Origin of the sequence: Actinomadura sp. KC216 (assembly GCF_004348535.1) — a bacterium.
GTDB lineage: Bacteria > Actinomycetota > Actinomycetes > Streptosporangiales > Streptosporangiaceae > Spirillospora.
Window position 1 is genome coordinate 1 of record NZ_SMJX01000106.1, and the last position, 25,245, is coordinate 25,245.

The window sequence follows — 25,245 nt, forward strand, 5'->3', positions numbered from 1 at the left end:
TCACTCCCCTGCACCTGGACGGCTGCGGACGGCCGTCCCACCCCTGAAGGAGAACCGGAGTGCCCACCACCAACACGCGCCGCGCCGCCGCGGCCCTGGCCGCCGCGGCGCTCGGCCTCACCACCGCCGCCTGCACCGCGGGCGGCGACGGGTCCGGCGAGGGCCCGAAGTCCGACGAGAAGCAGACCATCGAGGTCTGGCACGGCTGGAGCGCCGAGCACGAGGTGAAGGCGTTCCAGGACGCCGTCGCCGGCTTCAACAAGGCCCACCCGAACATCACCGTCAAGCTCGTCAGCGGCGTCACCGACGAGCGCATCACCAACGCGATCCGCGGCGGGAACCCGCCGGACGTGGTGTCGTCGTTCACCACCGACAGCGTCGGGCAGTGGTGCAAGAGCGGCGCCTGGCAGAACCTCAAGCCCTACCTCGACAAGTCCAAGGTCGACCTGAACCAGTTCCCGGCGGCGGTCCGCAGGTACACCGAGTACCAGGGCGTCCGGTGCGCGATGCCGCTGCTGGCCGACGCCTACGGGCTCTACTACAACAAGGACCTGATGAAGGGCGAGCAGCCGCCCAAGACGATGAGCCAGCTGACCGCGCTGGCCAAGAAGCTCACCGTCCGCGACCCGGACGGCACCATCAAGGTCGCCGGGTTCATGCCGTCCGCGCAGTACTACGAGCACCAGGTCCAGCACCTGGCGCCGCCGTTCGGGGTGAAGTGGCTGACCGACGACGGCAAGGCCAACTTCTCCAAGGACCCCGCCTTCCAGGCGTACCTGAAGTGGAACAAGGAGCTCATCGACTGGTACGGCTACGACAACGTCAAGAAGTTCCTGCGCTCGCTGGGCCAGGAGTTCGAGGCGTCCAACCCCTTCCAGAAGGGGAAGGTGGCGATGGCCATCGACGGTGAGTGGCGCACCAAGTTCATCGAGAAGGAGGCGCCCAAGCTCAACTACGACACCGCGGCCTCCCCGGTCGCCGACGACAAGGTGTCGACCTACGGCAGCGGCTTCATCGCCGGCACCGTCATCGGCATCCCGCGCGGCGCCAAGCACTCCCAGGCGAGCTGGGAGTTCGTGCGCCACCTCACCACCGACACGGCCGCGCTGGTGACGCTGTCCAACGGGCTCGGCAACGTGCCGTCCACGATCCCGGCGCTGTCGTCGCCCGACCTGAAGCTGACGCCGCAGTTCAAGACGTTCCTGGACGTGTTCAAGCACCCGGCGAGCAGCACCACGCCGCCGACGCCGAACGGCAACGACTACATCGTGCGGTTCCAGAAGTTCGTCCAGGACGAGTGGGAGCCCGGCAAGGTCAAGGACCTCGGCCCGGCGCTCACCAGGCTCGACGGCGAGGTCGACAACGCGCTCAAACTCGCCGGAGGCTGACCTGTGGCCCTCGGTTCACTGCGCCTGCCCTTCCCCGGCGGGGCGCGGACCGGGACGGCGGCGGCGCGGGCGCGCCGCCGCCGGCGGCTCCGCACCCTGGCGTTCCTGTCCCCGTGGCTGGTCGGGATCGTGCTGTTCTTCGGCTACCCGCTGGCCGCGACCGTCTACTTCTCCTTCACCCGCTACAACCTGTTCACGCTGGAGTACGTCGGCTGGGACAACTACGCCTACCTGTTCGACGACGGCCAGGCGTGGACGGCGATGCGGAACACGCTGTGGCTGGTGGCGGTGCTCGTCCCGCTGCGGCTGCTGTTCGGGCTCGGCGTCGCGCAGCTCCTCACCAGGATCAAGGCGGGCGGGGGCGTGCTGCGCTCCATCTTCTACCTGCCGTACCTGATCCCGCCGGTGTCGGCGACGGTCGCGTTCGTGTTCCTGATGAACCCCGGCACGGGCCCGTTCCCGACGGTCCTCGACAAGCTCGGGATCACGCTGCCCGACTTCTTCAACGAGGCCGCGTGGGCCAAGCCAGGGCTGACGCTCCTCGGCCTGTGGGCCGTCGGCGACATCATGATCATCATGCTGGCGGCGCTGCTGAACGTGCCGCGGTCGCTGTACGAGGCCGCCGCGATCGACGGCGCCGGGGCCTGGTCCCGGTTCCGGCACATCACGCTGCCGACCGTGTCGCCCGTCCTGGCGTTCTGCGCGGTGACCGGCGTGATCGAGACGCTGCAGTACTTCACGCAGGCGATGGTGGCGGGGAAGGTCGCGTCCGGGCGGGCGGACCTGCCCGGCACCCAGTACCAGCCGGGCTACCCGGGCGACTCCACGCTCACCTTCCCCCAATGGCTCTATGACCAGGGGTTCCGGCAGTTCAACATGGGTTACGCCTCCGTCCTGGCGCTGGTGATGTTCGCCATGGCGATGGTGTTCACCCTCTTCCTGCTGCGCCAGTTCAAGGCCTTCGCCGGCGAGGAGGCGTCATGAGGTCCGGAGGCAGGGCGCGGCGGGCGCTGATGTGGGTCGCCGTCCACGCCACCGCCGTGGCGATCGCGGTGATGTTCCTCGCGCCGCTGGCGTTCATCACGCTGACCGCGCTGATGACCGACCGGCAGGCGCTCAGCGACGACCTGTGGCCGCGCGAGTGGCGGTTCGGGAACTTCGTGGAGGTGTTCAGCGGCGACATGGTCCAGTGGACGATCAACAGCCTCGTCTACGCGGGCCTGTCGACGGTGTTCATGCTGGTGTCCAGCGTCCCGGTGGCGTACGCGCTGGCCCGGTTCCGGTTCCGCGGCCGCAACGTCGCGCTGGTGGTGGTGATCTCGGCGATGATGCTGCCGCCGCAGGTCACGATGGTGCCACTGTACATCGTGTGGGCCCGGCTCGACCTGACCGGCACGCTGTGGCCGCTGATCATCCCGCAGCTGTTCGGGGACGCGTTCTCCGTCTTCCTGCTGCGCCAGTTCCTGGTGACGATCCCCCGCGAGTACGCCGACGCCGCCCGGGTGGACGGCTGCGGGGAGTTCCGCACGATGGTCCGGGTGATCCTGCCGATGGCGAAGCCGGCGCTGGCGGCGGTCGCGCTGTTCCAGTTCTTCTACTGCTGGAACGACTACTTCCGGCCGCTCGTCTACGCCGACCCCGACCACTGGACGCTCGCGATCGGCGTCGCCACGTTCCGCGCCGCGCACGAGGTCGAGTGGAACCTCACGATGGCGGCGACGCTGCTGACGATCCTGCCGGTGCTGATCGTGTTCTTCCTCGCCCAGCGCGTGTTCATCCAGGGTGTGACCTTGACGGGAGTGAAGGGTTGAAGCTGACAGTCATCGGGGGTGGGTCGACCTACACCCCGGAACTCGTCGACGGGCTCGCGCGGGCGCACGCCGCGCTGCCGGTGTCGGAGCTGGTGCTGCAGGACCCGGACGCCGAGCGCCTCGATCTCGTCGGGGGCGTCGCCGCGCGGATGCTGCGCCGCGCCGGGCATCCCGCGACGGTGACGACCACCGGCGACCTCGACAAGGCGGTCGCGGACGCGACGGTCGTGCTGCTGCAGCTGCGCGTCGGCGGGCAGGCCGCCCGGCACGTGGACGAGACGCTCCCGCTGGAATGCGGCTGCGTCGGGCAGGAGACGACCGGCGCGGGCGGGCTCGCCAAGGCGCTGCGGACCGTCCCGGTCGTGCTGGACGTCGCCGCCCGCGTCGCCGAGCTCGCCCCCGCCGCGTGGATCGTGGACTTCACCAACCCGGTCGGCATCGTCACCCGCGCGCTGCTGGACGCGGGCCACCGCACGGTCGGGCTGTGCAACGTCGCGATCGGGTTCCAGCGCCGCGCCGCGACGCTGCTGGACGTCCCGCCGGACCGGGTGAGCCTCGGCCACGCCGGGCTCAACCACCTCACCTGGGTGCGGTCGGTGCTGCTGGACGGCCAGGACGTCCTGCCCAGCCTCCTGGCCGACCATCCGGACGCGCTCGCCGACATCTCCGGGCTGCCCGCGGAGTTCCTGCGCGGGCTCGGCGCCGTCCCGTCGTACTACCTGCGCTACTTCTACGAGCACGACCTGGTGGTCGAGGAGCAGCGCGCCGCGCCGTCGACGCGGGCCGAGCAGGTCGCCGCGCTCGAACGCGACCTGCTCGCCCTGTACGCCGACCCGGTCCTGGACACCAAGCCCGCCCAGCTCGACAAGCGCGGCGGCGCGTTCTACTCCGAGGCCGCCGTGCAGCTCGCCGCGTCGCTGCTGGCGGGGCGCGGCGACGCGCAGGTGGTGAACGTCCGCAACCACGGCACGCTGCCGTTCCTTGACGATCAGGCGGTCGTGGAGGTCCCGGCGCGGATCACCGCGTCGGGCGCGGTGCCGCTGCCCGTCCCGCCGCTGGAGCCGCTGTTCGCCGGGCTGGTCGCGCACGTGGCCGCCTACGAGGAGCTGGCGCTGGACGCGGCGCTGCGCGGCGGCGTGGACCGCGTCGCCGCGGCGCTGCTCGCGCACCCGCTGATCGGCCAGCGCGACGTCGCCGACCGCCTCGCCCGCGACCTGGTGGCCGCCAACCGCGACCACCTCCCCTGGGCCGCGTGATGGCCGCTCCCGCGAACACGCCGCGGGGCGTGCTGGTCGCCGTGGACGGCGGCAACAGCAAGACCGACGCGGCCGTCGTCGGGGACGGCGGGGAGCTGCTCGCCACCGTCCGCGGCGAGGGGTTCCGGCCGCAGATCGAGGGCCTGGACACCGCGCTGGACGCGCTGTCGGCGGTGATCGACGCGGCGCTGCGCCGCGCGGGCGCGCTGCCCGGCGAGGTCGCGCACCTCGCCGCCTACATGGCCAACGTGGACCTGCCGGGCGAGGAGGAGCGGCTGGAGAAGCTGCTGCTCGGCCGGGGGGCCGCCGCGAGCGTCGCGGTCGGCAACGACACATTCGCGCTGCTGCGCAGCGCCGTCACCGCCGGATGGGGCGTGGCCGTGGTGTGCGGCGCGGGCATCAACTGCGCGGGCGTCGGGCCCGACGGCCGCACCGCCCGGTTCCCGTCGCTCGGGCCGCACACCGGCGACTGGGGCGGCGGCGCGTCGCTCGGCCGCTCGGCGCTGTGGCACGGCATCCGCGGCGAGGACGGCCGCGGCCCCCGCACGGCGCTGACCGGCGCCGTCGCCGCCCATTTCGGTGTCCGGCGGGCGATCGACGTCGGGCTCGGGCTCCATCTCGGCGAGTTCGACGAGGGGCGCCTCACCGCGCTCGCGCCCGTGCTGTTCGACGTCGCCGAGGCGGGCGACGAGGTGGCGCGGGAGGTGGTGGCGCGGCTCGCCGACGAGGTCGCGGTGCTCGGATCGGTGGCGCTGCGGAGGCTGGACCTGCTGGAGGAGCCCGCCGACGTCGTGCTCGGCGGCGGGGTGCTCGCGGCGCGCCGCCCGCTGCTGATGGACGCCGTCGCCGCCCGCTACGCCGAGCTCGCCCCGCACGCGCGGCTGCTCGTCCCGGAGGACCCGCCGCTGCTCGGCGCCGCGCTGCTCGCCCTCGACCACGTCACGGCCCCGCCCGCCGCCCACGAGACCCTCCGCGCCGCCTTCCGGCGGCGCTGAACGTCACAGCGGGGGGCGGCGCGCCTCCCACGGGGTGCTGAGGACGACCGTCGTGCGCGTCGCGACGTTCGCGGCGGCGCGGATCTTCTGCAGCAGCTCCTCCAGCTCGTTGGGGGACGCGACGCGCACCTTGAGGATGTAGCTCTCGTCCCCGGCCACCGAGTGGCACGCCTCGATCGCCTGGAGATGGGCCAGCCGGTCGGGCGCGTCGTCCGGCGCGGCCGGGTCGATCGGCTTGATCGAGATGAACGCGGTGAGCGGCAGCCCGATCTGCGTGCTGTCGAGCTGAGCGGCGAACCCGGTGATGGCGCCGCGCTTCTGCAGCCGGCGCACCCGCTGGTGCACGGCCGACACCGACAGGCCGGTCTCCTTCGCCAGGTCGGTGAAGCTCATCCGCCCGTCGTCGGCCAGCAACCCGAGAATTTGACGATCGATCTCCTCCACGCGGGAAATCTAGCGTGCCGGGGGCCGTGCCCGGGCCCGTCCGCGCACACGGATCGCCCTATTCGGCGGGGTTCGCGCGCGACCGGCGCCGCTGGGCGCGCGGCGGGCCGCAGCTGCCGCGCACGACGAGCTCTGTCGGCAGCAGCACCGGCCCTCCCCTGCCCCGCCGGGCGGGCTCGCGCAGCACCAGCTCGCAGGCGCGGTACCCGATGTCGTGGCCGGGGCGGGCGACGGCGGTCAGCGGCGGGTCGCACAGCTCCGCCCACGCCACGTCGTCGACCATCGCGATCGACACGTCGGCGGGGACCCGCAGGTCCAGCTCGCGGGCGACGAGCACGGCGGCCTCGCCGAGCAGGTGGCCGGCGGCGAGGACGGCGGTGACGTCGCCGCGGCGCTGCAGCAGCCCCGCCGCGGCGGCGTAGGCGGCGTCGCGGGACCGGCGGGCGGCGACGACCAGGTCCTCCTCGACGGGCACGCCGAGCTGGGCGAGGGTGGCGCGGAACGCGCGCTCGCGCACCCGGGGCGGGCCGCCGGGGACGGCGCCGAGGAAGGCGATGCGGCGGTGCCCGAGCCCGGCGAGGTACTCGGTGACGGCGCGGACGCCGCCCGCGTCGTCGGCCAGCACGGACGGCACGCCCGGCACCCCCGGCGCCTCGGGTGCCCCCTGGAGGACGCGGCCGGCGAACACGACGCTGGAGCACACCCGCGCGGCGCCGCGCCAGTCGGCCTCGTCCCCGGCGGGCATGGCGATGATCCCGTCCACCCGCTGCTCGGCGAGCCGCTCGACGATCTCGGCCTCGCGGGCGGGGTCGCCGCCCGCGGCGTCCACGATGACGTGCTCGCCGAGGGTCCGGGCGCAGGCCAGCACCCCCGCGACCAGCTCGGCGCAGAACGGGTCGGTGACGTCGGGGACGATCAGCCCGATGCCGCCGGTGCGCCGCAGCTTGAGCCCGCGGCCGAGGGCGCTCGGCCGGTAGTCCAGCGCGCGGGCGGCGGCGAGCACGCGCTCGCGGGTGGCGGCGCTGACCGAGCCGGTCCCGGAGAACACGCGCGACACGGTGGCGATGCCCACGCCCGCCGACGCCGCCACGTCCTTGATCGTCGCCGGCCGCCTGTCCGTCATGCCCGGAACGTCCCTTCAGGAGGTTTTAGATCATCTTCTCACGATCGTCCCTCCCCTGGAAACGTTTCCATGAGGTTTACTCCTCTCATTGAGCAAAACCCCTGCTCGTCAGGGGGTAAAGGAAACGTTTCCACAAGGGAGTTCCGGATGGCCAGGATCGTGCTGGATCGGGTCGACAAGGTGTACGCCGGCGGCGTCAAGGCCGTGGACGGTCTCGACCTGGAGATCCGCGACGGCGAGTTCATGGTGCTCGTCGGCCCGTCCGGCTGCGGCAAGTCCACCGCGCTGCGGATGATCGCCGGGCTGGAGGAGATCTCCGGCGGGAAGATCACCATCGGCAACCAGGTGGTCAACGACCTCGCGCCCAAGGACCGCGACATCGCGATGGTCTTCCAGAACTACGCCCTCTACCCGCACATGACCGTCGAGCAGAACCTGGCGTTCGGCCTCAAGCTGCGCGGCACCCCGAAGGCGGAGATCAAGCAGAAGGTCCGCGACGCCGCCAAGATGCTGGGCCTGGAGCAGTTCCTGTCCCGCAAGCCCGCCGCGCTGTCGGGCGGGCAGCGCCAGCGCGTCGCGATGGGCCGCGCGATCGTCCGGCAGCCGCAGGCGTTCCTGATGGACGAGCCGCTGTCCAACCTGGACGCCAAGCTCCGCGTGTCCATGCGCGCCTCCCTCAGCCAGCTGCACGAGCGGCTCGGCGTCACCACCGTGTACGTCACCCACGACCAGGTCGAGGCGATGACGCTCGGGACGCGGGTCTGCGTGCTGCGCGAGGGCCGGCTGCAACAGGTCGACACGCCGCAGCGGCTGTTCGACAACCCCGTCAACCTGTTCGTGGCGGGCTTCATCGGCTCCCCGGCGATGAACTTCGTCCTCGCCGACCTCGTCTCCGGCAACGGCGGCGTGCAGGTCTCCTTCGCCGGGTACACGCTGCCGGTGCCGGCGTCCGTCCTCAACGACAAGCCCGGCCTGCAGAACCACATCGGCCGCCAGATCATCCTCGGCATCCGGCCCTCGGACTTCGAGGACGCCGCGCACGCCAGCCCCGAGTGGGCGCCGATGGCCGTGCGCAGCAGCGTGACCGAGGAGCTCGGCAGCGAGATCAACGTGATCTTCACGATCGACGCGCCGCCGGTCGAGCACAAGGACACCGCCGACCTGGCCGACGACGCCGCCGAGGGCGACGGCGACATGACGATCCCGCTCACCGACAACCGGGCGCTGTGGACGGCCCGCGTCAACTCCCGCTCGCGCGTGCGCCCGGGACAGCAGGTCGACCTCGGCGTCGACACCCGCCGCCTGCACTTCTTCGACCCCACCAGCGGCCTGGCCATCGGGCACCCCGCCCACGCCCGCCAGAGCCCCGGCCCGCAGGACACGGTCACCGACCTCCACAAGGCTGGTTAACCCAGGGGGGCGACCCCCTGGAACCCCCGTCAGGCACGGCGGGCACGTTTCCCGAGCCGCTGGCGCGTCTCGTGAAACGCACCCGCCGTGCTCGGGTCGTGCGACCTCCGGCGCGGGGCGCCTACGGCCGCACGACCCGTAACCCCGGCTGAGGTTCGAGCGCCACGGGGTCAGTCGATGACGACGAGGCCGTGCTCGGTGACGTTCATCGGCTCGTAGCCGTCCTCGGTGCACACGACGATGTCCTCGATGCGGGCGCCGTGCGGCCCCGGGTAGATGCCCGGCTCGATCGAGAACGCCATGCCCGGCTCCAGCGGCTCCAGGTTGCCCGCGACGATGTAGGGGTCCTCGTGGGACTCCAGGCCGATGCCGTGCCCGGTGCGGTGGAAGAAGTGCTCGCCGTGCCCGGCGGCGGCGATGATGTCGCGGGCCGCGGCGTCCACCGCCTCGGGCGTGACCCCGGGACGGACGGCCGCGCACGACGCCCGCTGCGCCTCCTCCAGCACTTCGAAGTACGCGCGGTACTCCGCGGGCGGCTCGCCGACGCAGTAGTTGCGGGTGGAGTCCGAGCAGTACCCGCTCGGCATCGTCCCGCCGATGTCGACCACGACCGGCTCGCCCGGGCGGATCACCCGGTCGGACGGCTCGGCGTGCGGGTTGGCGCCGTTCGGGCCCGCCCCGACGATGACGAAGTCGACCTGCGCGTGCCCCTCGGCGGTGATCGCGTCGGCGATGTCGCGGGCGACCTCCCGCTCGGTCCGGCCCGCCTTCAGGATGCCGGGCACCTGGCGGTGGACCCGGTCGATCGCGGCGCCCGCCTCGCGCAGCGCCGCCACCTCCGCCGGGCTCTTGCGCATCCGCAGCTCCCGCAGCACTCCCCCGGCCGCGACCTGCTCGGCGGCGGGCATCGCGGCGCGGAACCGCAGCGCCATCACCGCCCACATCCGGTCGGCGACGCCGACCGTGCCCCCGCCATTTTTCACAAGGCCGCCGGGGAGCCTGCGCGCGACCAGGGCGTAGGGGTCGTCGGTCTCGTCCCACGGCACCAGCTCCACGCCCAGCGACCCGGCGGGCGACGCCTCCGCCGCGGGGATCTCCAGCCGCGGGACGACCAGGAACGCCTCGCCGCCGGCCGGCACCACCAGGCAGGTGAGCCGCTCCAGCTGCTTGGCGTCGTACCCGGTGACGTACCGCAGGTCGGGGCCGGGCGTCAGCAGCACCGCCCCGAGCCCGGCCTTCGCCGCCGCGTCCCGCACCAGGCCGAGGCGCTCACGCGGATACAACTCCGTTGTCACACCCGTCTCCATTCTCCGATCTTCACTGCGGGTACCAGGATCGCAGGCGGGCGGGGGTGCCGCCGCCCCGGCCCGCCTCCGCCCGGGCGTCGTACCGGCATGGCACGATGTGGCGCATGAGCGGGCTGATGCTGCTGGACACGCCGTCGTTGTACTTCCGCGCCTTCTTCGGGGTCCCCGAGTCGGTCACCGCCCCGGACGGGACGCCGGTGAACGCCGTCCGCGGGCTCATCGACATGATCGCGCGGCTCGTCCAGGACCGCGGGCCCGAGCGGCTCGTCTGCTGCATGGACGCCGACTGGCGGCCCGCGTTCCGGGTCGAGGCGCTGCCGTCCTACAAGGCGCACCGGGTGGCGGAGGGCGGCGGCGACCAGACGCCCGACGCGCTGGAGGCGCAGCTCCCGATCATCGACGCGGTGCTGGACGCGTTCGGGCTGGCCCGTGCGGGCGTGCCCGGATACGAGGCCGACGACGTCATCGGGACCCTCGCGGTGCGCGGCGCGGCCGACGGCCCGGTCGACATCGTCACCGGCGACCGCGACCTGTTCCAGCTCGTGGACGACAGCGGCCCCGTCGCCGTCCTCTACACGGCGCGGGGCATCAGGAACCTGCAGATCATGGGCGAGAAGGAGGTCGCGGCCAAGTACGGCATCCCCGGCCGCGGCTACGGCGACTACGCGACGCTGCGCGGCGACCCGAGCGACGGCCTGCCCGGCGTGCCCGGCGTCGGCGACAAGACCGCCGCCGCGCTCGTCACCCGGTTCGGGTCGGTGGCGGGCATCCTCGCCGCGCTCGACGCGGGCACCGACGAGGGGTTTCCGGCGGGCGCGCGCCGCCGGATGGAGGCCGCGCGCGAGTACCTCGCCGCCGCCGAGACGGTCGTGCGGGTCGTCACCGACATCGACGCGCCGGAGCTGGCGGCGCTCGACGACCGGCTCCCCACCGGCGCGCGCGACCCCGAGGCGCTGGTCGCGCTGGCCGACCGGTGGAACCTCGCGAGCCCCGTCAACCGCCTCCTGAACGCCCTGTCCCGCTGACCTCCCGCTCCCGCCCCGCCTTGACCGGACGCCGCTGCAATTTTCGGCAAAAGTGTCAGATGACGCAGACAGGGCGTTCTCCCGCGTGCAGCATCCTGCCCAGTGAGGGGTTCTCATTGGGATGAAGGCAGTGCACCGCCGCGGGACGGACGATGACGCCCGTCCGGCCGGCGGCCGCATGAGCGACCGGTACCCGCGGCGCTGGGCCTCACCGCCCCACTCCCCCCATCTGCCGTGGGTACCGGTCCACCCGACCCCAGGAACCGGAGACGCGGACCCGTGACCGAGCACGTGCCGACGAGGACATCCCGAGGCGGTCCCGCCGCCGACCCCGGCGACGCCTTCTGGGACGCGCTGGACGCCCCGGAGCGCGCCGCGCTGCGAGCGGTCGCGCGGCCGCGCAAGTACGCGCCGCGGACGCCGCTGTGCTACCAGGGCGACGATTCCGACCACATCATCATCATCGAGTCGGGCTGGGCGAAGGTGACGTCGGCGAGCGAGGACGGCCGGGAGGTGGTCCTCGCCGTGCGCGGGCCGGGCGACCTGGTGTGCGAGAGCGCGGTGCTCGGCCGCCGGGAGCGGTCGGCGACCGTGGCGGCGCTCAGCCCGCTGCGCGCGCTGGTCGTGCCCGCCGCCCGCTTCACCGGCTTCCTGGACGCCCACCCGGGTGTGTGGCGGCTGGTCAGCGGCACGTTCGTGCGGCGGCTCGACGACGCCGACCGGCGGCTGCAGGCGCACGTGTCCGCGCACGGCGCGCGGCGGCTGGCGATCCTGCTGACCGAGCTCGCCGAGGCGTCGGCCCGGCACGTCCCGCCGGACGCCGCGGGCGGGATCGTGATCGGCCCGCCGCTGTCCCAGGAGGAGCTCGGCAGCTGGATGGACGCCTCCCGGGAGACGGTCGCCCGCGCGCTCGGCGCGCTGCGCGCGGAGGGCCTGGTCGTCACCGGCCGCCGCAAGATCACGGTGGTGGACCCCGCGGGGCTGGCGGAGTTCGCGCGGACGCCGGAGCGTCCCTCGGCCGACGCCTTTACAATGTAGATCACGACACGACCGACCCCCACTCCACCTCGCCTCGAGCACGCATGTCAGGCGCTTTCATGCGGCCCCCCTTTCTCCCGGACCGCCCGGATATTACCTCCGAGTAACCAGTCGCTCACGCGCCTCACATATCGCGAGAAAAACGATTTATCTGGTCTCTGGCCAGGGTCGCGACATTCATGACATCGTGCGCGAACCCCTTTTACTTTCGCCGCGTTCCTGGGAGGCCGCATTGCGAAGGACCATCGGTTTCACCCTCATCGGCATCGGCGCGTTCATGCTGGCGGGATTCGTCCTCGCGCGTTTCTACATCGCTCCGACGCTGATCGGCGCGCCGACGGAGTTCTACCAGGTCACGCGGTTGCAGGCGGACGGCGCCTCCTACTTCGACGCGGGGAGGGCCACGCCGCGGACGGGCGCCACGGTGACGGCGACCAACACCATCCGGTCCGACGTGAAGGCCCGCGAGGGCGGGGTCGCCGTCTGGGACTCGACCACGGTCGTCGAGGACACCGCGAACGGCGTCACGATCGAGTTGCAAAAGCAGCGGCTCGCCTTCGACCGCCGCACGGGGCGGCTCACGAACTGCTGCGGCGCCGCGGTGGAGGGCGACAAGAGCGTCCGGCAGTCCGGGATCGGGCTGTTCTGGCCGGTGGAGGCGGAGAAGAAGGACCTTCAGCTGTTCGACGCGCGGACCATGCGCGCGTGGCCGATCGTCTTCGCCGGGGAGGAGCGGCACGACGGCGTCCGCGCCTACCGGTTCGTCCAGCGCGTCCCGGACACCAAGATCCCGGGCCGGCTGCCCGCGCTGCCGCCCGAGCTGCTCGGGCTCCCCAAGGGCGGCGCGGCCGTGCCGGTGGACCGCTACCAGCGCTCCGACACCACCTACTGGATCGACCCGCGGACGGGCGCGCCGATCGACCAGCACCGGCACGTGGTGTCGACGGTGCGGCCCCAGCAGGGCGGCCCGGGGAGCCTCCTCGTCGCCGACCTGGACCTCAAGATGACGCCCGAGTCGCGCAAGCTCCTGCTCGACAAGTCCGACGACGGCGCCGCCAAGATCCGGCTGCTGAAGACCATCGTGCCGCTGACCCTCCTCGGGGCCGGCCTGCTCGCCCTGGCGGCGGGGCTGGCGCTGACGACCGGTGCGAGCCGCCTCCCCCGGCACCGCGGCGGGTCCGGCGGGTCCGCCGCGCCCGCGGGCCGCTAGCCGGTCCCCCGGCGCGGAGGCCCGATGACCCTCGCCACGCGGGCCGCGGTCATCGGGCCTCCTTCCCGAACACGGCCGCAACCTCGGGGATGCGGGCGATGTAGCCGTCCAGGAGCCGCCGCCCGAGCGACACCGAGTCGACCAGGGGATGCAGCGCGAACGCCTTGGCGGCGTCGGTCCGCGAGCCGGTCAGCGCGGCCCGGATCGTCAGCCGCTCGACTGCCTTGACCTGCTGCATCAGCCCGGTCTGGGGCAGGTCGGGCGGGGTGAGGGCGAGCGGGTGGACGCCGCCCGCGTCCACCAGCGCCGGCACCTCGACGACGGCGTCGGGCGGCAGCGCGGCGATCGCCGTCCCGTTCCGCACGTTGAGGATCATGGTGGCGGGCTCGTCGCGGGCGATCGCGGCCATGACCCTGACCGCGACGCCCGCGTAGCCCTCGTCGACCGGGTCGACTCCGGTGTGGCCGTCCGCCGGTTCGGTGCCGGCCGCGGCGCCCTTCATCTCGGCCATGTAGCTGGCGCTGCGGGCGGCGACGGTCTCGCGCCACAGCCGCATGGCGTCGCCGCCCGGCGCGGCGGCCGCGCGCTCGTAGAAGGCGGCCTGCTGCGCGGCGAGGAACTCGCCGCGGGTCCGCGGCGCGTCGAGGGTGGCGCGCACGGCCTCCCGGTTGAAGTAGTAGTAGTACAGGTACTCGTTGGGGATCGCCCCGAGGTCGCGGAGCCAGTCGCGGCCGAACATCGCGCCCTCCTCCAGGGCGCCGAGCAGGGCGTCGTCGGCGAGGACGGCGGGCAGCACGTCGACGCCGTCGTGCAGGACGCGGCGCGTCCAGCCGAGGTGGTTCAGGCCAGCGTAGTCGAGCCGGACGCGGGACGGGTCGAGCCCGAGCGCGGCGGCGACGCGGACGCCGAGCCCGGACGGGGTGTCGCAGACGCCGAGGACCCGGTCGCCGAGCTCGGCCTGCATCGCCTCGGTGATCATGCCGGCGGGGTTGGTGAAGTTGATGACGTGGGCGTCCGGCGCGAGCTCCCGGACCCGGCGGGCGATGCGGGTCATGACGGGGATGGTCCGCAGGCCGTAGGCCAGCCCGCCGGGGCCGGTGGTCTCCTGCCCGAGGACGTTCAGGCCGAGCGCGACGCGCTCGTCGCAGACCCGCCCGTAGGTGCCGCCGACGCGGATCGCCGCGAAGACGAAGTCGGCGCCCTCCAGCGCCCGGTCGAGGCCGCCGGCGGTGACCACCCTCGGCGCCTCCGCGCCGCCGCCGGAGGCGCCGTCCGCGAGCGCGGCGAGGACCGCCGCCATCACCTCCAGCCGCCGGGCGTCGGTGTCGTGGAGCCGCACCTCGTCGATCCGGGGTGTGCCGCGGTCGCGCAGCAGCGCCTCGTAGACGTACGGCACCCGGAACCCGCCGCCGCCGAGAATGGCCAGCTTCATGCGCGGAACCTAGCACCCGCGCCGTCGTGCACCATGGAGGGGTGACGCAGGTGGAGAGCCGGCCGCCCGGCGGCGGGACGGGGACGGGCGCAGAGGCGCAGGCTGAGGCGGGGGCAGGGCTGCGGGCGCTGGCCGATCTCGTCTCGGACGGCGGCGTGCTGGTGCTGAGCGGCGCGGGCCTGTCGACCGAGTCGGGCATCCCGGACTATCGCGGGGAGACGGGGCGCCGGCGGCGGGCCGAGCCGATGACCTACCAGGCGTTCACCGGGTCGGCGGCGGCGCGCCGCAGGTACTGGGCGCGCAGCCATCTGGGGTGGCGGCACATCGCGGCGGCGCGCCCGAACGGCGGGCACCGGGCGGTCGCGGAGCTGGCGCGCCGGGGCCTGGTCACGGGGATCATCACGCAGAACGTCGACGGCCTGCAGCAGGCCGCGGGCGCGGACGGCGTCGTCGAGCTGCACGGGGCCCTGGACCGGGTGGTCTGCCTGGGGTGCGGCGACCGGACGCCGCGTGCCCGCCTGGACGAGCGGCTCCGGGCCGCGAACCCCGGCTGGGACGCCGTCGCCGCCTCCCCCGGCACGGTCAACCCGGACGGCGACGCCGTCCTCGGCGACGCGGAGGTGGAGGCGTTCCGGGTCGTGGACTGCGAGCGGTGCGGCGGCGTCCTCAAACCCGACGTGATCTTCTTCGGGGAGAACGTGCCGCCGGGGCGGGTGCGGGACTGCTTCGCGCGCACGGAGGCCGCGGGCGCGCTGCTGGTGCTGGGGTCGTCGCTGACGGTGCTGTCGGGGTACCGGTTCGTCCGGCACGCGGCCGCGCACGGCGTGCCGGTCGCGATCGTCAACCAGGGCCCGACCAGGGGCGACGAGCACGCGCTGGTGCGGCTGGACGCGCCGCTCGGCGCGACGCTGCGGGCGCTGCTCGCCGAGCTGGACGCCCGGATCTGAACACCCGGATCTGAACGAGCCCGGGCGCGCTCAGCCCTTGATCACGGAGGTGGCGGCGGGCGCGGGGGTCCGCGGCCGGTCCGGGCCACCGGGCGCGGGCGCGCCGGTCACGCCCGGCGGGTCGGGCAGCGCGTCGACGGTGACGAAGCCGGTCTGCTCCAGCAGCGCCATGTGGCCGTGGACGATCGTCTCGCACTGCTTGGCGAACTGCCGGACGAGGGTGTTGCGGGTGCCGGCGCGGACGGCGGCGGTCAGCGCGTAGAGCCGGCCTTCCGCGACCCGCAGCCGCGCCACGGCGGTCTTGTCGTAGTCGGTGCCGGACTTGCCGCCGATCTCCGACATCCAGCTCTGCTGCTCGGCGGTCGGCCGGTCCGGCAGCGGGACGTTGAGCCGCTCGGCGATGCCGCGGGCGAGCTCGTCCAGCCGCTCGTCCCGGCGGGCGATCTCGGCGAGGGTGCGCCGCGTGGCGGGCCGGGAGGCGCGGCGGGCGGCCTCCCTGCCGACGGGGATCTCCCACAGCCCGGCCTGCCGTGCGCCGACGATGAGGGCGCGGTCGGCGGGGCCGAGCGGCCCCCACTCGGTGGGGACGGTGGCCTGGCGGGCGTTCTCCGCCGCGATCGACGCGGGCTGCGCTCCCCCGTCGCCGGACTGGCGGGCGAGCGCGGTGCAGCCGCCGAGGAGCAGCGACGCGGCGAGCCCGCACGCCGTGACGGGTACCACCGCGGGGATCGGCCGGGGTGTTCGCATCCGCCGCCGTCCTTTCCGGTTCGGGGGAAGGTGCGTCACCCGGGCTGTACGCACGCCGGCCCCGCGAGGTTCGGCGGCGGGCGGACGAATCTCGCCGGGCGCGGGTGTCAGGTCCAGCCGAGCGGGACGAGGGTGGTGGCCGGCGGCTCCCCGCCCGCCTCGGTGAACGCGCGCAGGGCGTCGACGAGGGTGCGCCGCTGCGCGGGCGGCATCCGGGCGACGATCTCGGCGATGCCGGCGCGGCGGCGGGCGGTGACGTCGTCGACGATGGCGCGGCCGGCGGGAGTGAGCTCGATGCGGACCTCGCGGCCGCTGTCGGGGCTGGCGTGGCGGTCCAGGAGCCCGGCGGCGGCGAGCCGGTCGACCATCCGCATGGCGGTGGACGGGTTGACCTCCAGCAGCCCGGCGAGCGTGACGAGCTTGAGCGGCCCCTGCGTGGACAGCACGACCAGGAGCCGGAACTGCGGGAGCGTGACGGTGTCCTCGACGGCGGCGAGGGACCGCACGGAGATCGCCACCAGCAGCCGGGACGCGGTCAGCACGGCCGAGGTGACCTCGTCGACGCCGTACGCGTCGCCCGCCGGGGCGGCCTGCTCGCTCATGACGACTTTCTACAACGCCCGGAGCCCCGCGCGCCAATGTGTGCCAGCCCGCCGCGCACCGGGCGCACCGACGAATCTTTTTGTCTTGACAAATTTGATTGTCGGTTGCGAGCATGGGGCCATGCTGGACGTGACGGTGATCGAGAACCCCGAGGCGGCGGCGGCGTCGCTGGACCCCATGCGGGCGCGGCTGCTCGCCGAGCTGGCCGAGCCGATGTCGGCGGCCGCGCTCGCCGCGCGGGTGGGGCTGCCCCGGCAGAAGGTCAACTACCACCTGCGGGCGCTGGAGCGGCACGGGCTGGTCGAGCTGGTCGGCGAGCGCCGCAAGGGCAACATGACCGAGCGGCTGATGCGGGCGACGGCGGCGTCCTACGTCATCTCCCCGCTCGCGCTGGCCTCGGTCCAGCCGGACCCGGACCGGCACCGCGACGCGCTGTCGGCGCGGTGGCTGCTGGCGCTCGCGGCGCGGCTGGTCCGCGACGTCGGCGCGCTGATCACCGGCGCGGCGCGGGCCGACAAGCGGCTCGCGACGTTCGCGCTGGACGGGGAGGTGCGGTTCGCGTCCGCGGCCGACCGGGCGGCGTTCATCGAGGAGCTGACCGCCGGGGTCGGCGCGCTGGTCCGCAAGTACCACGACGCGGAGTCGGAGGGCGGGCGGGCCCACCGCGTGGTGATCGCCGTCCACCCGTCGCTGAAGGCCGACCCCGGCGCCGCCGCGGAACCCGAGCGGGACGCCCCCGGGGAGATCGGGTCATGACCGCGGCCGCGGCCGCGGCCGCGACGCGACACGCAGAGCATCGAGGAACGCAGGTAAGGAGAGCCATCATGGGCAAGGCATTCGAGATCGTCCGCGAGTTCGAGGTGGACGCGACGCCCGAGCAGGTCTGGGACGCGTTCACCACGGGCGCCGCGGGGTGGCTGTGGCCGGCGGAGTACGAGCCGCGGGTCGGCGGCGCCGCCGGGATGGGCGGGGTCGTCACCGCGTGGGACCCGCCGCACCGGCTGGCCAGCCGCCAGGAGGACCCGGACGGCATCGAGGGCCTCCCCCAGTCCCTCAACGAGCTCGACACGCTGATCGAGCCGCGCGAGGGCGGGCGCGCCTGGGTCCGCTACGTGCACAGCGGGATCTTCACCGACAACTGGGACGACCAGTACGACGGCGCGAACCGGCACACCGACTTCTACCTGCACACGCTGCGGCAGTACCTGGTGCACTTCACGGGGCTGCCGGCGACGCAGTCCGATGTTCACGGGCCGAAGGCGTCGATGGCGAAGGGCTCGTTCGAGGCGGCGGTCCGCGCGCTCGGCCTGGACGGCGCCGCCGAGGGCGATACCGTCCGGGTGGACCTGCCGGGCGCGGGCGAGGCGGACGCGGTGGTCGACTTCCGCGACGAGCACTTCCTCGGCCTGCGGACGGGCGAGGCCATGTACCGGGTGTTCGGGCGCGACGCGTGGGGCGGCCCGGTCGGGATCGCGGTGCACGACTTCGCGCCCGGTTCCGCCGCCGGGCAGGAGCGCGTCAAGAAGGCGTGGCAAGGCTGGCTGCAGGACGTGTTCGCCTGACCGGCCGCCCGGAGGGGCGCCCGCGCGGAGATCCGCGCGGGCGCCCTTTCGCGTCCCGCTACCCGGTCCTTTCCCGGACGAGGGCGGCGAGGTCGGCGCGGGCGAGGCCGCGCAGCCCGGGACGCTGCGCGAGCCACGCGACGGCGGCGACGGCGAGCGCGGACCAGGCGAACGTCGCGGGCCGGATCTCGGTGTGCAGCGCCATCAGGTCGCTGTCGAACGCGCCGAGGAACGCGCCGGCCGCGAGCCGTCCGGCGACGAGCCCGGGCACGATGCCGGCGGTCACGACGAGGAGGTTCTCGGCGGTGACGAGGCGGCCGAGCCGCCTGCGCCCGACGCCGGCGGCGCGCAGCGTGGCGAGTTCGGTGCCGCGTTCGGCGAGGTTGACCGACAGGGTCGCGAACAGGACGGTGAAGGCGAGCAGCCCGCCGAACGCGAGCATGACCGCGACGAACACGTAGAACAGGTCCATGTAGTCGTCCATGGTCTGCTTCAGGGCGCGGGAGTCGGTGTAGGCGACGACGCCGGGCAGGGCCGACAGCGCGCGTCCGGCGGCGGCGCGGTCGGCGCCGGGGTCGAACCGGACGAGGACGGTGCCGGGCCGGGCGGCGGGGTCCCAGGCGGCGACCTGGCCGAGGGAGGCGTAGGCGAAGGTGCCGAGCGGCTCGTCGACGAACCCGGCGACGGTGGTGGTGACGGTCCGGCCGCCGTGCAGGCGCAGGGTGACGCGGTCGCCGGCGTCCACGCCGAGCTCGTCGCGCAGGGCCGCGCCGGCGAGGACGCCGCCGCGGGGCAGGTCCCGCTCGCCGCCGCCGGGGGTGAGGAACCGGTGCATCCGCGTCCCGGCGGGCAGCCCGACGACGGAGGTGGAGTAGCCCTTTCCCCCGGCGGTGAGGGTGACGGGCAGGTGCGCGGACGGCTCTGCGGACCGCACCCCGTCCGTCGCCGACACGGCGGCGAGCGCTGCGGCGTCTGCGGGCCCGGCGAGGGTGAGCTCGGCGTCCTGCCGCTGGATCTGGTCGAACTGCCGCGACACGGTCGCCCTGGACGAGTCGAGCATCCCCCACGACACGAGGATGAGCACGAGCGCGAGGACCACGCCGCTCATCGTGTAGAGGGTGCGGCGGACCTGGCGGGTGGGGCCGCGCAGCACCAGCCACGCCCCGGCGGGCAGCCGCCCGGCGCCGGGCACGGACCGCCCGGCGCGGGCGAGGAGCCCGCCGCCGCGGGCCGCGGGGACGGTGCCGCGCATCGCCTCGGCGGGCGGGACGCGGGCCGCCGACACCGCGGGCGCCAGGGCCGCGAGCGCGCCCGCGGCCAGCCCGAACGCGACCCCGGCGAGGACGGTCGTGGCGCGGGCGGACACGGTCGTCTCCGGCAGCCCGATCGCGTCCCCGTACAGGCGGGTGACGGTCCCGGCGAGCGGCAGCCCGGCGGCGGCGCCGAGGACGGACCCGGCGAGCCCGGTCGCGACGCCGGTGGCCAGGTAGTGCGCGACGACGGTCCGGCGGCGGAACCCGCTGGCGCGCAGCGTCCCGATGACGGCGCGGTCGCGCGCGACGCGGCGGGTCAGCACGACGTAGACGGCGACGCCCGCGGCGGCGAGGAACAGCAGCGGGAACATCACGGCGAGCCGGGAGAAGCCCTGGATGTCCTGGGCGAGGGCGGCGTTGCTGGGCTGGTCGGCGCGGGTGACGGCCGCGCCGGCGCCGTGCCCTCGGGCGGCGGCGGTGAGGGCGGCGTCGAGGTCCGCGGCGCGGGCGCGTCCGGCACCGGTGTAGCGGACGGTCACCTCGTTGGGCCCGCTCACGCCGCCGATCTGCCGGGCGAGCGGCTCCGGGGCGTACAGGACGCCGAACGTCCCGGGCGCGGGCAGCACGTCCTGGCGGCTGGCGGCGGGCCACAGGTACTCGGGCGACGACGCGGTGCCCCGCACGTTCACGGGCCGCCAGGCGCGCCCGTCCCACACCGACACCGCCGATCCCGGTCTCAGCCCGGCGTCCTCGGCGACGTGCTTGTCGGCCAGGACGCCGGCCGGGGCGGCGGGGTCGAGGTACCGGCCGGTCAGGACCTTCACCCGGTTGATCTCGGGCTGCGACGCGGCGGGGAACCCGACGACGCGGCCGACGAGGGTGGAGCCGTCCGGCATGCGCATCGGCACGTCCGCGACGGTTCGCGCGGACACGGCCGCGACGCCGCGCGTGCCCCGGGCGCGTTCGGCGATCGCGGCGGTGTCGCCGCCGGACACGGTCAGGTCCGCGAACCGGTACCGGTCGAAGGCCGCCCGGTACCCGGCGTCGAGGTTCCTGTAGGCGTCGTAGGACGCGCCGAACAGCGCGACGCCGAGCATCACCAGCACCACCGCCGACACCAGCTGCGCGGGGCGGCGGCGCAGGTCGCGGCGCAGCTTGACGGTGAGAGTGCTCACCAGGTCACCTCGGCGGCGGTGGCGGGCGCGGCGGTCGTGGTCACCTCGGTGACCCGGCCCGAGCGCATCCGCACGACGCGGTGCGCGATGGCCGCGATCGCGGCGTTGTGGGTGACGACCAGGACGGTGCGGCCCCGCGCGTTGAGGTCCTGCAGGACGCGCAGGACGCCGCGCCCGGTCTCCAGGTCCAGCGCGCCGGTCGGCTCGTCGCACAGCAGCAGCTCGGGGTCCTTGGCGAGCGCGCGGGCGATCGCGACGCGCTGCTGCTCGCCGCCCGACAGCTGCGCCGGGAAGTGCGCGCCGCGCCCGGCGAGCCCGACGGCCTCGAGGGCCGCCGCGGACCGCTCGCGGTCACCGCGCCCGGTGAGCTCGGCGACGAGCCGGACGTTCTCCAGCGCGGTCAGCGTCGGGACCAGGTTGAAGAACTGGAACACGAACCCGACGACGTCGCGCCGGTAGGCGGTGCGGGCGTCCTCACCGAGGCCGGACAGGTCCCGGCCCGCGACGATCACCTCGCCGCCGGTGGCGGGCTCGATCCCGCCGATCAGGTTGAGCAGGGTCGTCTTGCCCGATCCGGACGGGCCGAGCAGCACGACGAACTCGCCGCGCTCGACCTCAAGATCCACGCCGCGCAGCGCGTGCACGGCGGCATGGCCCGTCCCGTAGGTCTTGCCGGCGCCGCGCAGCCGCACGGCCGGGCCGCCGGCACGGGCGCCCGCGCCGTCCGGGACGGCCGCCTGCCCACGATCATGACGCGTCATCGTCGTCTCCTCCCTCTCCGGCGTCGGGGGTACCGCCGGCTCCGGCCGGGCGCAGGAGGGCGAGGAGCCCGCGGGTCGCGGCGGCGGCGCCGGTGCCGGGGTCGATCAGCACGTGCAGGAGCAGGCCGTCCAGGAGCGCGCCGAGCACCACCGCGAGGCCCTCGGGGTCGGCGTCGGCGCGCAGCCGCCCGGCGTCGCGGTCGGCGGCGAGCCGGGCGGCCAGCAGGTCGCGGAACGCCCGGATCTGCCGGATGCCCCCTTCGCGCAGCTCCTCGTCGCGCAGGCCCTGCATCAGCGCCTCGACCAGCACCCGCTGCTGCGCGGTGCCGGGGCCGCGTTCCAGGAGGCCCCCGATCGCCTCCGCGACGCCGTCGAGGGCGTCGCCGGCCTGGAGGATCGCCTCGACGGGGCCTTCCAGTTCCTTCTCCACCGCGTGCATGACCGCGGCCTTGCGCAGCGCGTCCACCGAGCCGAAGTAGTAGTGCACGAGCGCGTTGTTGGCGCGCGCCCGCTCGGCCACGACCCGCGACGTCACCGCGGACCAGCCGCTCTCGGCCATCACCGCGACCGCGGCCTCCAGCAGCCGCAGCCGCGTGGGGACCTGCTCCTCGCCCGCCACCGCACCCCCAGGATTGGTCGAACGCTTTAAGCACTTGCTTAAAACCAGCATAGCCGCGATCGTTGCCCACTGCAACGTTCCGGTGGCAGGACCCCTGAACACGCCGAACGCCCGGCCGGGACGGCCGGGCGTTCGGAGGGGGTCGGGTGCTTGGGGTCAGGCGTCGCGGCGTTTGAGGAGGAACGCGGCGAGGGCGAGGAGCGCGACCGTCCAGAGCGCGAACACCCCGTACCCCTGCCAGGGCGTGAGGAGGTCGTTCTCACCCTGGTGCGCCTTGGCGATCAGGGCGCCCGCCTCGGAGGGCAGGTAGGCGTGGATGCGCTCGCCGACGCTGCCGGGCAGCAGGGTCGCGAGCGGCGCCAGGACGAGCACGAACCCGATCACGCCGGTGATGCCGCCCGCGGTGTGCCGGACGATCGCGCCGATCGCCAGCGCGAACAGGCCGAGCATCGCCAGGTAGAGCCCGCCGCCGACGACGGCGCGCAGGACGCCGGGATCGCCGAGCGACACCTCGGCCTTGTCCCCGATGAGCGCCGCGCCGATGAAGAACGACGCGAACGACACCGCGATGCCGAGCGCGAGGACGACCAGCGCGAACACCAGGGCCTTGGCCCACAGCATCGGCAGCCGCCGCGGCACGGCGAGGAGGCTGGCGCGGATCATGCCGGTGGAGTACTCGGAGGCGATCACCAGGACGCCGAGGACGCAGATCGTCAGCTGGCTGAGGAAGAACCCGCTGCCGAGGATGAAGCTGACCGGGTCGGCGGTGACGGAGGCGCGGTCGGCGTCGGTCATGTTGTCCCACTGCGCGGTGGTCAGCCCGACGAACAGCGCGGTGAACCCGAGGTCGAGGACGATGAGCAGGATCAGCGTCCAGAGGGTGGAGCGGACCGTGCGGATCTTCGTCCACTCGGCGAGCATGAGCCGCCCGAAGCCGGGCCGCTCGTAGGCGGGCGGGCCCGCGGGCCGCGCGGCGGTGTCGCTGGTGGCGGCGGTCATCGCGTCTCCTCCTTCCCGGCGGCCCCGGCTTCGGGTCCTCCGGCGGCGGGCCCCGCGCCGGGCGCGGGCCCGGTGCCCGGGACTGGGCCGATCACCGGTTCTCCGCCCGCGCCGTACTCGACGCTCTCGCGGGTCAGTTCCATGAACGCGGCCTCCAGCGAGCCGCGCATCGGGGTGAGCTCGTGCAGGACGGCTCCTTCGGCGGCGGCGAGCTCCCCGACGCGGGGCGCCTCCATGTGGGTGACGGTCAGCAGCCCGTCCTCGGCGGTCCGGACCTTGGCGCCCTCGTCGGTGAGCACGCCGGCGAGCCGGGCGGCGTCGGGGCTGCGGACGGTCACCATCTTCTCGGTGCTGCGCTCGATGAACTCCTCGGTGGAGCAGTCGGCGATGAGCCTGCCGCGCCCGATGACGATGAGGTGCTCGGCGGTGACGGCCATCTCGTTCATGAGGTGGCTGGAGACGAACACGGTCCGCCCTTCGGCGGCGAGCCGCTGCATGAGGGTGCGGATCCAGACGATGCCCTCCGGGTCGAGGCCGTTGACGGGCTCGTCCAGGATCAGCACGGACGGGTCGCCGAGCAGCGCGGCGGCGATGCCGAGCCGCTGCCCCATGCCGAGGGAGAAGCCGCCGGCGCGCCTGCGGGCGACGCCGGTGAGCCCGACGAGCTCCACGACCTCGTCGACGCGCTTCTTGCCGACCCCCTGGGTCTGCGCGAGGCACAGCAGGTGGTTGTAGGCGCTGCGCCCGGTGTGCACGGCCCGCGCCTCCAGCAGCGCGCCGACCACGCGCATCGGCGCGGGCAGGTCGGTGTAGTGGACGCCGTCGATCCGGGCGTCGCCGCGGTCGGGCCGGTCGAGCCCGAGCAGCAGCCGCATGGTGGTCGACTTCCCGGCGCCGTTCGGGCCGAGGAACCCGGTCACCCGCCCGGGGACGACGGTGAAGGACAAATCGTCGACGGCTGTCTTGTCGCCGTAGCGCTTGGTGAGGTTCTCCGCCTCGATCATGCACCCATCCTGCGTGGTCGTCGCCGAAATACCGTGATCGGGATCACGGTAGCGGTCCGGCGGCGCGGCCGGATCCTCCGTGCAGCGGATCCGTCTCCGACCTTCGTAGGGTGCCCGCCCGCGGACCGTTCACGCGCGGAGAGCGGCGAGGGGCCCTCCCGTACGGCGGGGAGGCCTCTGGTCTGGTGTTCCGGGCGGCCCCGCCACCTTATTGACCATCTGTCAATAGTGGGCGAGGATGGCCGCGCCGGTTCCCGAGCGCCGGGAGGCCCCGTGCCCGCCCCACCAAAGATCCCCTCGCCCGAACGGCTCGGCGACCTGCTCGCCGAGCGGGACGTGCTGCGCGCGCTCGCCGCCGAGCCGCTCGTCGGGCTCGGCGCCGGGCGGGCGCTGCTGATGCAGCTCGCGCACCCGGCCGTGGCCCGCGGCGTCGCCGAGCACAGCGACTTCGCCGACCGTCCGCTGGCCCGCCTGTTCGGCACGCTCGACTTCCTGCTGATCGTGACGTTCGGGACGCCGGAGCAGGTCGGGCGGATCGCGGCGAAGGTCCGCGGCATCCACGGGACGGTCCGCGGCGACGGCTACTCCGGCAACGACCCGGACCTGCAGCTGTGGGTCAACGCGACGCTCATCGACTCGGCGCTGCACATCCACGAGCACGTCATGCGCCGCAGCGGCCACGGCGGCCTCGACGGCGGCGCGCTGGCGGAGGAGTACTACCGGCAGGCCCGCGCCGTCGCCGAGGTCCTCGGCTGCCCGCCGGAGTCGCAGCCCGCCGACCTGGCCGCGTTCCGCGCCTACATGGCGGACATGCTCGCGACGCTGGAGGTGACCGGCACGGCGCGGGAGGTCGCCGCCGCCGTGCTCCGGCCGCGGCGGCTGCGCGTGCTGTTCCCCGCCCTCGCGGTGTTCCGGCTGCTCACCGCGGCGCTGCTGCCCGGCACGCTCCGCGACCAGTACGGCCTGCCCTGGACGGGCGGCCGCCGCCGGACGGCGGCGCTGCTGCTGCGGACGGCGGGCGGCGTCCACCGCGTGACGCCCCGGTTCCTGCGGTGCCCGCCGCAGGCGTTCCTCGTCCGGCTGGCGGCCTACCGCGTCGACCGGACCCTGTCGGCGCGCCGCACCCGCCGCCGCAC

Annotated in this window: 24 protein-coding genes; 13 read left to right on the top strand and 11 right to left on the bottom strand. The window is 74.3% G+C overall.

What is annotated here, in order from left to right:
• Positions 1-59: 59 nt before the first annotated feature.
• The 5 genes from E1264_RS19780 to E1264_RS19800 are packed head-to-tail and all read left to right on the top strand — an operon-like array spanning position 60 to position 5,450.
• Entirely contained in the window at positions 60-1,388 is a 1,329-nt protein-coding gene (locus E1264_RS19780) for an ABC transporter substrate-binding protein (protein ID WP_132175606.1), read from the top strand.
• Between the two features lie 3 nt (positions 1,389-1,391).
• The gene (locus tag E1264_RS19785; protein ID WP_243711038.1) at positions 1,392-2,372 is read left to right on the top strand and encodes a sugar ABC transporter permease; all 981 of its coding nucleotides are present in this window, start codon (positions 1,392-1,394) and stop codon (positions 2,370-2,372) included.
• Positions 2,369-3,199, top strand: a complete 831-nt coding sequence (locus E1264_RS19790) for a carbohydrate ABC transporter permease (protein ID WP_132175608.1) — start codon at positions 2,369-2,371, stop codon at positions 3,197-3,199. Before E1264_RS19785 ends, E1264_RS19790 begins: the two co-directional genes overlap by 4 nt.
• Positions 3,196-4,455, top strand: coding sequence for a 6-phospho-beta-glucosidase (locus tag E1264_RS19795; protein WP_132175610.1), 1,260 nt, complete (start codon positions 3,196-3,198; stop codon positions 4,453-4,455). The genes E1264_RS19790 and E1264_RS19795 overlap by 4 nt, the downstream gene beginning before the upstream one ends.
• Complete coding sequence (locus tag E1264_RS19800) at positions 4,455-5,450, top strand: BadF/BadG/BcrA/BcrD ATPase family protein (RefSeq protein ID WP_132175646.1); 996 nt, start codon at positions 4,455-4,457, stop codon at positions 5,448-5,450. Before E1264_RS19795 ends, E1264_RS19800 begins: the two co-directional genes overlap by 1 nt.
• Before the next feature lie 3 nt (positions 5,451-5,453).
• Here the strand turns inward: E1264_RS19800 and E1264_RS19805 are convergent, their stop codons facing one another.
• Together E1264_RS19805 and E1264_RS19810 are read right to left on the bottom strand one after the other, a co-directional pair.
• Positions 5,454-5,894, bottom strand: coding sequence for an Lrp/AsnC family transcriptional regulator (locus E1264_RS19805; RefSeq protein WP_132175612.1), 441 nt, complete (start codon positions 5,892-5,894; stop codon positions 5,454-5,456).
• Positions 5,895-5,952: 58 nt separating this feature from the next.
• Positions 5,953-7,017: a LacI family DNA-binding transcriptional regulator gene (locus E1264_RS19810; protein WP_132175614.1), complete on the bottom strand. Its 1,065-nt coding sequence runs from the start codon at positions 7,015-7,017 to the stop codon at positions 5,953-5,955.
• Positions 7,018-7,164: 147 nt separating this feature from the next.
• Here E1264_RS19810 and ugpC point away from each other — a divergent pair, with 147 nt between their 5' ends.
• On the top strand, positions 7,165-8,427 hold the full coding sequence (gene ugpC, locus E1264_RS19815) for a sn-glycerol-3-phosphate ABC transporter ATP-binding protein UgpC (RefSeq protein WP_132175616.1): 1,263 nt from the start codon (positions 7,165-7,167) through the stop codon (positions 8,425-8,427).
• Between the two features lie 170 nt (positions 8,428-8,597).
• Here the strand turns inward: ugpC and E1264_RS19820 are convergent, their stop codons facing one another.
• Positions 8,598-9,722, bottom strand: coding sequence for a Xaa-Pro peptidase family protein (locus tag E1264_RS19820; RefSeq protein ID WP_243711039.1), 1,125 nt, complete (start codon positions 9,720-9,722; stop codon positions 8,598-8,600).
• Positions 9,723-9,838: 116 nt separating this feature from the next.
• Between E1264_RS19820 and E1264_RS19825 the strand changes: the two genes are divergently transcribed.
• The 3 genes from E1264_RS19825 to E1264_RS19835 all read left to right on the top strand — a co-directional run bounded on the left by E1264_RS19825 (position 9,839) and on the right by E1264_RS19835 (position 13,007).
• A complete protein-coding gene (locus E1264_RS19825) occupies positions 9,839-10,759 on the top strand; it encodes a 5'-3' exonuclease (protein WP_132175620.1) in 921 nt (306 codons plus the stop codon).
• 279 nt (positions 10,760-11,038) lie between these two features.
• Positions 11,039-11,797: a Crp/Fnr family transcriptional regulator gene (locus E1264_RS19830; RefSeq protein WP_243711040.1), complete on the top strand. Its 759-nt coding sequence runs from the start codon at positions 11,039-11,041 to the stop codon at positions 11,795-11,797.
• 232 nt (positions 11,798-12,029) lie between these two features.
• Positions 12,030-13,007, top strand: a complete 978-nt coding sequence (locus tag E1264_RS19835) for a DUF3068 domain-containing protein (protein ID WP_132175622.1) — start codon at positions 12,030-12,032, stop codon at positions 13,005-13,007.
• Positions 13,008-13,056: 49 nt separating this feature from the next.
• On the opposite strand, the gene E1264_RS19840 is transcribed toward E1264_RS19835, so the two are convergent.
• Positions 13,057-14,439: a 6-phospho-beta-glucosidase gene (locus E1264_RS19840; RefSeq protein ID WP_132175624.1), complete on the bottom strand. Its 1,383-nt coding sequence runs from the start codon at positions 14,437-14,439 to the stop codon at positions 13,057-13,059.
• Positions 14,440-14,558: 119 nt separating this feature from the next.
• Here E1264_RS19840 and E1264_RS19845 point away from each other — a divergent pair, with 119 nt between their 5' ends.
• Positions 14,559-15,386: an NAD-dependent protein deacetylase gene (locus tag E1264_RS19845; protein WP_279491031.1), complete on the top strand. Its 828-nt coding sequence runs from the start codon at positions 14,559-14,561 to the stop codon at positions 15,384-15,386.
• 30 nt (positions 15,387-15,416) lie between these two features.
• Here E1264_RS19845 and E1264_RS19850 read toward each other — a convergent pair whose 3' ends face one another.
• Positions 15,417-16,133 (bottom strand): DUF4142 domain-containing protein, encoded by a 717-nt coding sequence (locus tag E1264_RS19850; RefSeq protein WP_132175626.1) that lies wholly within the window; start codon positions 16,131-16,133, stop codon positions 15,417-15,419.
• 107 nt (positions 16,134-16,240) lie between these two features.
• Positions 16,241-16,735, bottom strand: a complete 495-nt coding sequence (locus tag E1264_RS19855; protein WP_132175628.1) for a MarR family transcriptional regulator — start codon at positions 16,733-16,735, stop codon at positions 16,241-16,243.
• A 121-nt stretch (positions 16,736-16,856) separates the two neighbouring features.
• Here E1264_RS19855 and E1264_RS19860 point away from each other — a divergent pair, with 121 nt between their 5' ends.
• Both E1264_RS19860 and E1264_RS19865 read left to right on the top strand, forming a co-directional pair.
• A complete protein-coding gene (locus tag E1264_RS19860) occupies positions 16,857-17,492 on the top strand; it encodes a helix-turn-helix domain-containing protein (RefSeq protein WP_132175630.1) in 636 nt (211 codons plus the stop codon).
• Positions 17,493-17,560: 68 nt separating this feature from the next.
• Positions 17,561-18,298 (top strand): SRPBCC domain-containing protein, encoded by a 738-nt coding sequence (locus E1264_RS19865; protein ID WP_132175632.1) that lies wholly within the window; start codon positions 17,561-17,563, stop codon positions 18,296-18,298.
• A 58-nt stretch (positions 18,299-18,356) separates the two neighbouring features.
• Here the strand turns inward: E1264_RS19865 and E1264_RS19870 are convergent, their stop codons facing one another.
• The 5 genes from E1264_RS19870 to E1264_RS19890 form a co-directional block, all read right to left on the bottom strand.
• A complete protein-coding gene (locus tag E1264_RS19870) occupies positions 18,357-20,726 on the bottom strand; it encodes an FtsX-like permease family protein (RefSeq protein ID WP_132175634.1) in 2,370 nt (789 codons plus the stop codon).
• Positions 20,723-21,487, bottom strand: coding sequence for an ABC transporter ATP-binding protein (locus E1264_RS19875; RefSeq protein ID WP_132175636.1), 765 nt, complete (start codon positions 21,485-21,487; stop codon positions 20,723-20,725). Before E1264_RS19875 ends, E1264_RS19870 begins: the two co-directional genes overlap by 4 nt.
• Entirely contained in the window at positions 21,474-22,106 is a 633-nt protein-coding gene (locus E1264_RS19880) for a TetR/AcrR family transcriptional regulator (protein WP_165964260.1), read from the bottom strand. Before E1264_RS19880 ends, E1264_RS19875 begins: the two co-directional genes overlap by 14 nt.
• Before the next feature lie 156 nt (positions 22,107-22,262).
• A complete protein-coding gene (locus E1264_RS19885) occupies positions 22,263-23,105 on the bottom strand; it encodes an ABC transporter permease (RefSeq protein ID WP_132175640.1) in 843 nt (280 codons plus the stop codon).
• On the bottom strand, positions 23,102-24,109 hold the full coding sequence (locus tag E1264_RS19890; RefSeq protein WP_132175642.1) for an ATP-binding cassette domain-containing protein: 1,008 nt from the start codon (positions 24,107-24,109) through the stop codon (positions 23,102-23,104). Before E1264_RS19890 ends, E1264_RS19885 begins: the two co-directional genes overlap by 4 nt.
• A gap of 273 nt (positions 24,110-24,382) precedes the next feature.
• Here E1264_RS19890 and E1264_RS19895 point away from each other — a divergent pair.
• Positions 24,383-25,245 (top strand): oxygenase MpaB family protein (locus E1264_RS19895; RefSeq protein WP_243711041.1); only part of this gene is annotated, 863 nt, incomplete at its 3' end.

Excerpts from the sequence above, each read along its gene's own strand:
- E1264_RS19840 (WP_132175624.1), bottom strand. The coding sequence starts at position 14,439 with ATGAAGCTGGCCATTCTCGGCGGCGGCGGGTTCCGGGTGCCGTACGTC.
- E1264_RS19865 (WP_132175632.1), top strand. The coding sequence starts at position 17,561 with ATGGGCAAGGCATTCGAGATCGTCCGCGAGTTCGAGGTGGACGCGACG.
- E1264_RS19825 (WP_132175620.1), top strand. The coding sequence starts at position 9,839 with ATGAGCGGGCTGATGCTGCTGGACACGCCGTCGTTGTACTTCCGCGCC.
- ugpC (WP_132175616.1), top strand. The coding sequence starts at position 7,165 with ATGGCCAGGATCGTGCTGGATCGGGTCGACAAGGTGTACGCCGGCGGC.
- E1264_RS19790 (WP_132175608.1), top strand. The coding sequence starts at position 2,369 with ATGAGGTCCGGAGGCAGGGCGCGGCGGGCGCTGATGTGGGTCGCCGTC.
- E1264_RS19875 (WP_132175636.1), bottom strand. The coding sequence starts at position 21,487 with ATGACGCGTCATGATCGTGGGCAGGCGGCCGTCCCGGACGGCGCGGGC.
- E1264_RS19885 (WP_132175640.1), bottom strand. The coding sequence starts at position 23,105 with ATGACCGCCGCCACCAGCGACACCGCCGCGCGGCCCGCGGGCCCGCCC.
- E1264_RS19855 (WP_132175628.1), bottom strand. The coding sequence starts at position 16,735 with ATGAGCGAGCAGGCCGCCCCGGCGGGCGACGCGTACGGCGTCGACGAG.
- E1264_RS19800 (WP_132175646.1), top strand. The coding sequence starts at position 4,455 with ATGGCCGCTCCCGCGAACACGCCGCGGGGCGTGCTGGTCGCCGTGGAC.
- E1264_RS19860 (WP_132175630.1), top strand. The coding sequence starts at position 16,857 with ATGCTGGACGTGACGGTGATCGAGAACCCCGAGGCGGCGGCGGCGTCG.
- E1264_RS19810 (WP_132175614.1), bottom strand. The coding sequence starts at position 7,017 with ATGACGGACAGGCGGCCGGCGACGATCAAGGACGTGGCGGCGTCGGCG.
- E1264_RS19890 (WP_132175642.1), bottom strand. The coding sequence starts at position 24,109 with ATGATCGAGGCGGAGAACCTCACCAAGCGCTACGGCGACAAGACAGCC.
- E1264_RS19850 (WP_132175626.1), bottom strand. The coding sequence starts at position 16,133 with ATGCGAACACCCCGGCCGATCCCCGCGGTGGTACCCGTCACGGCGTGC.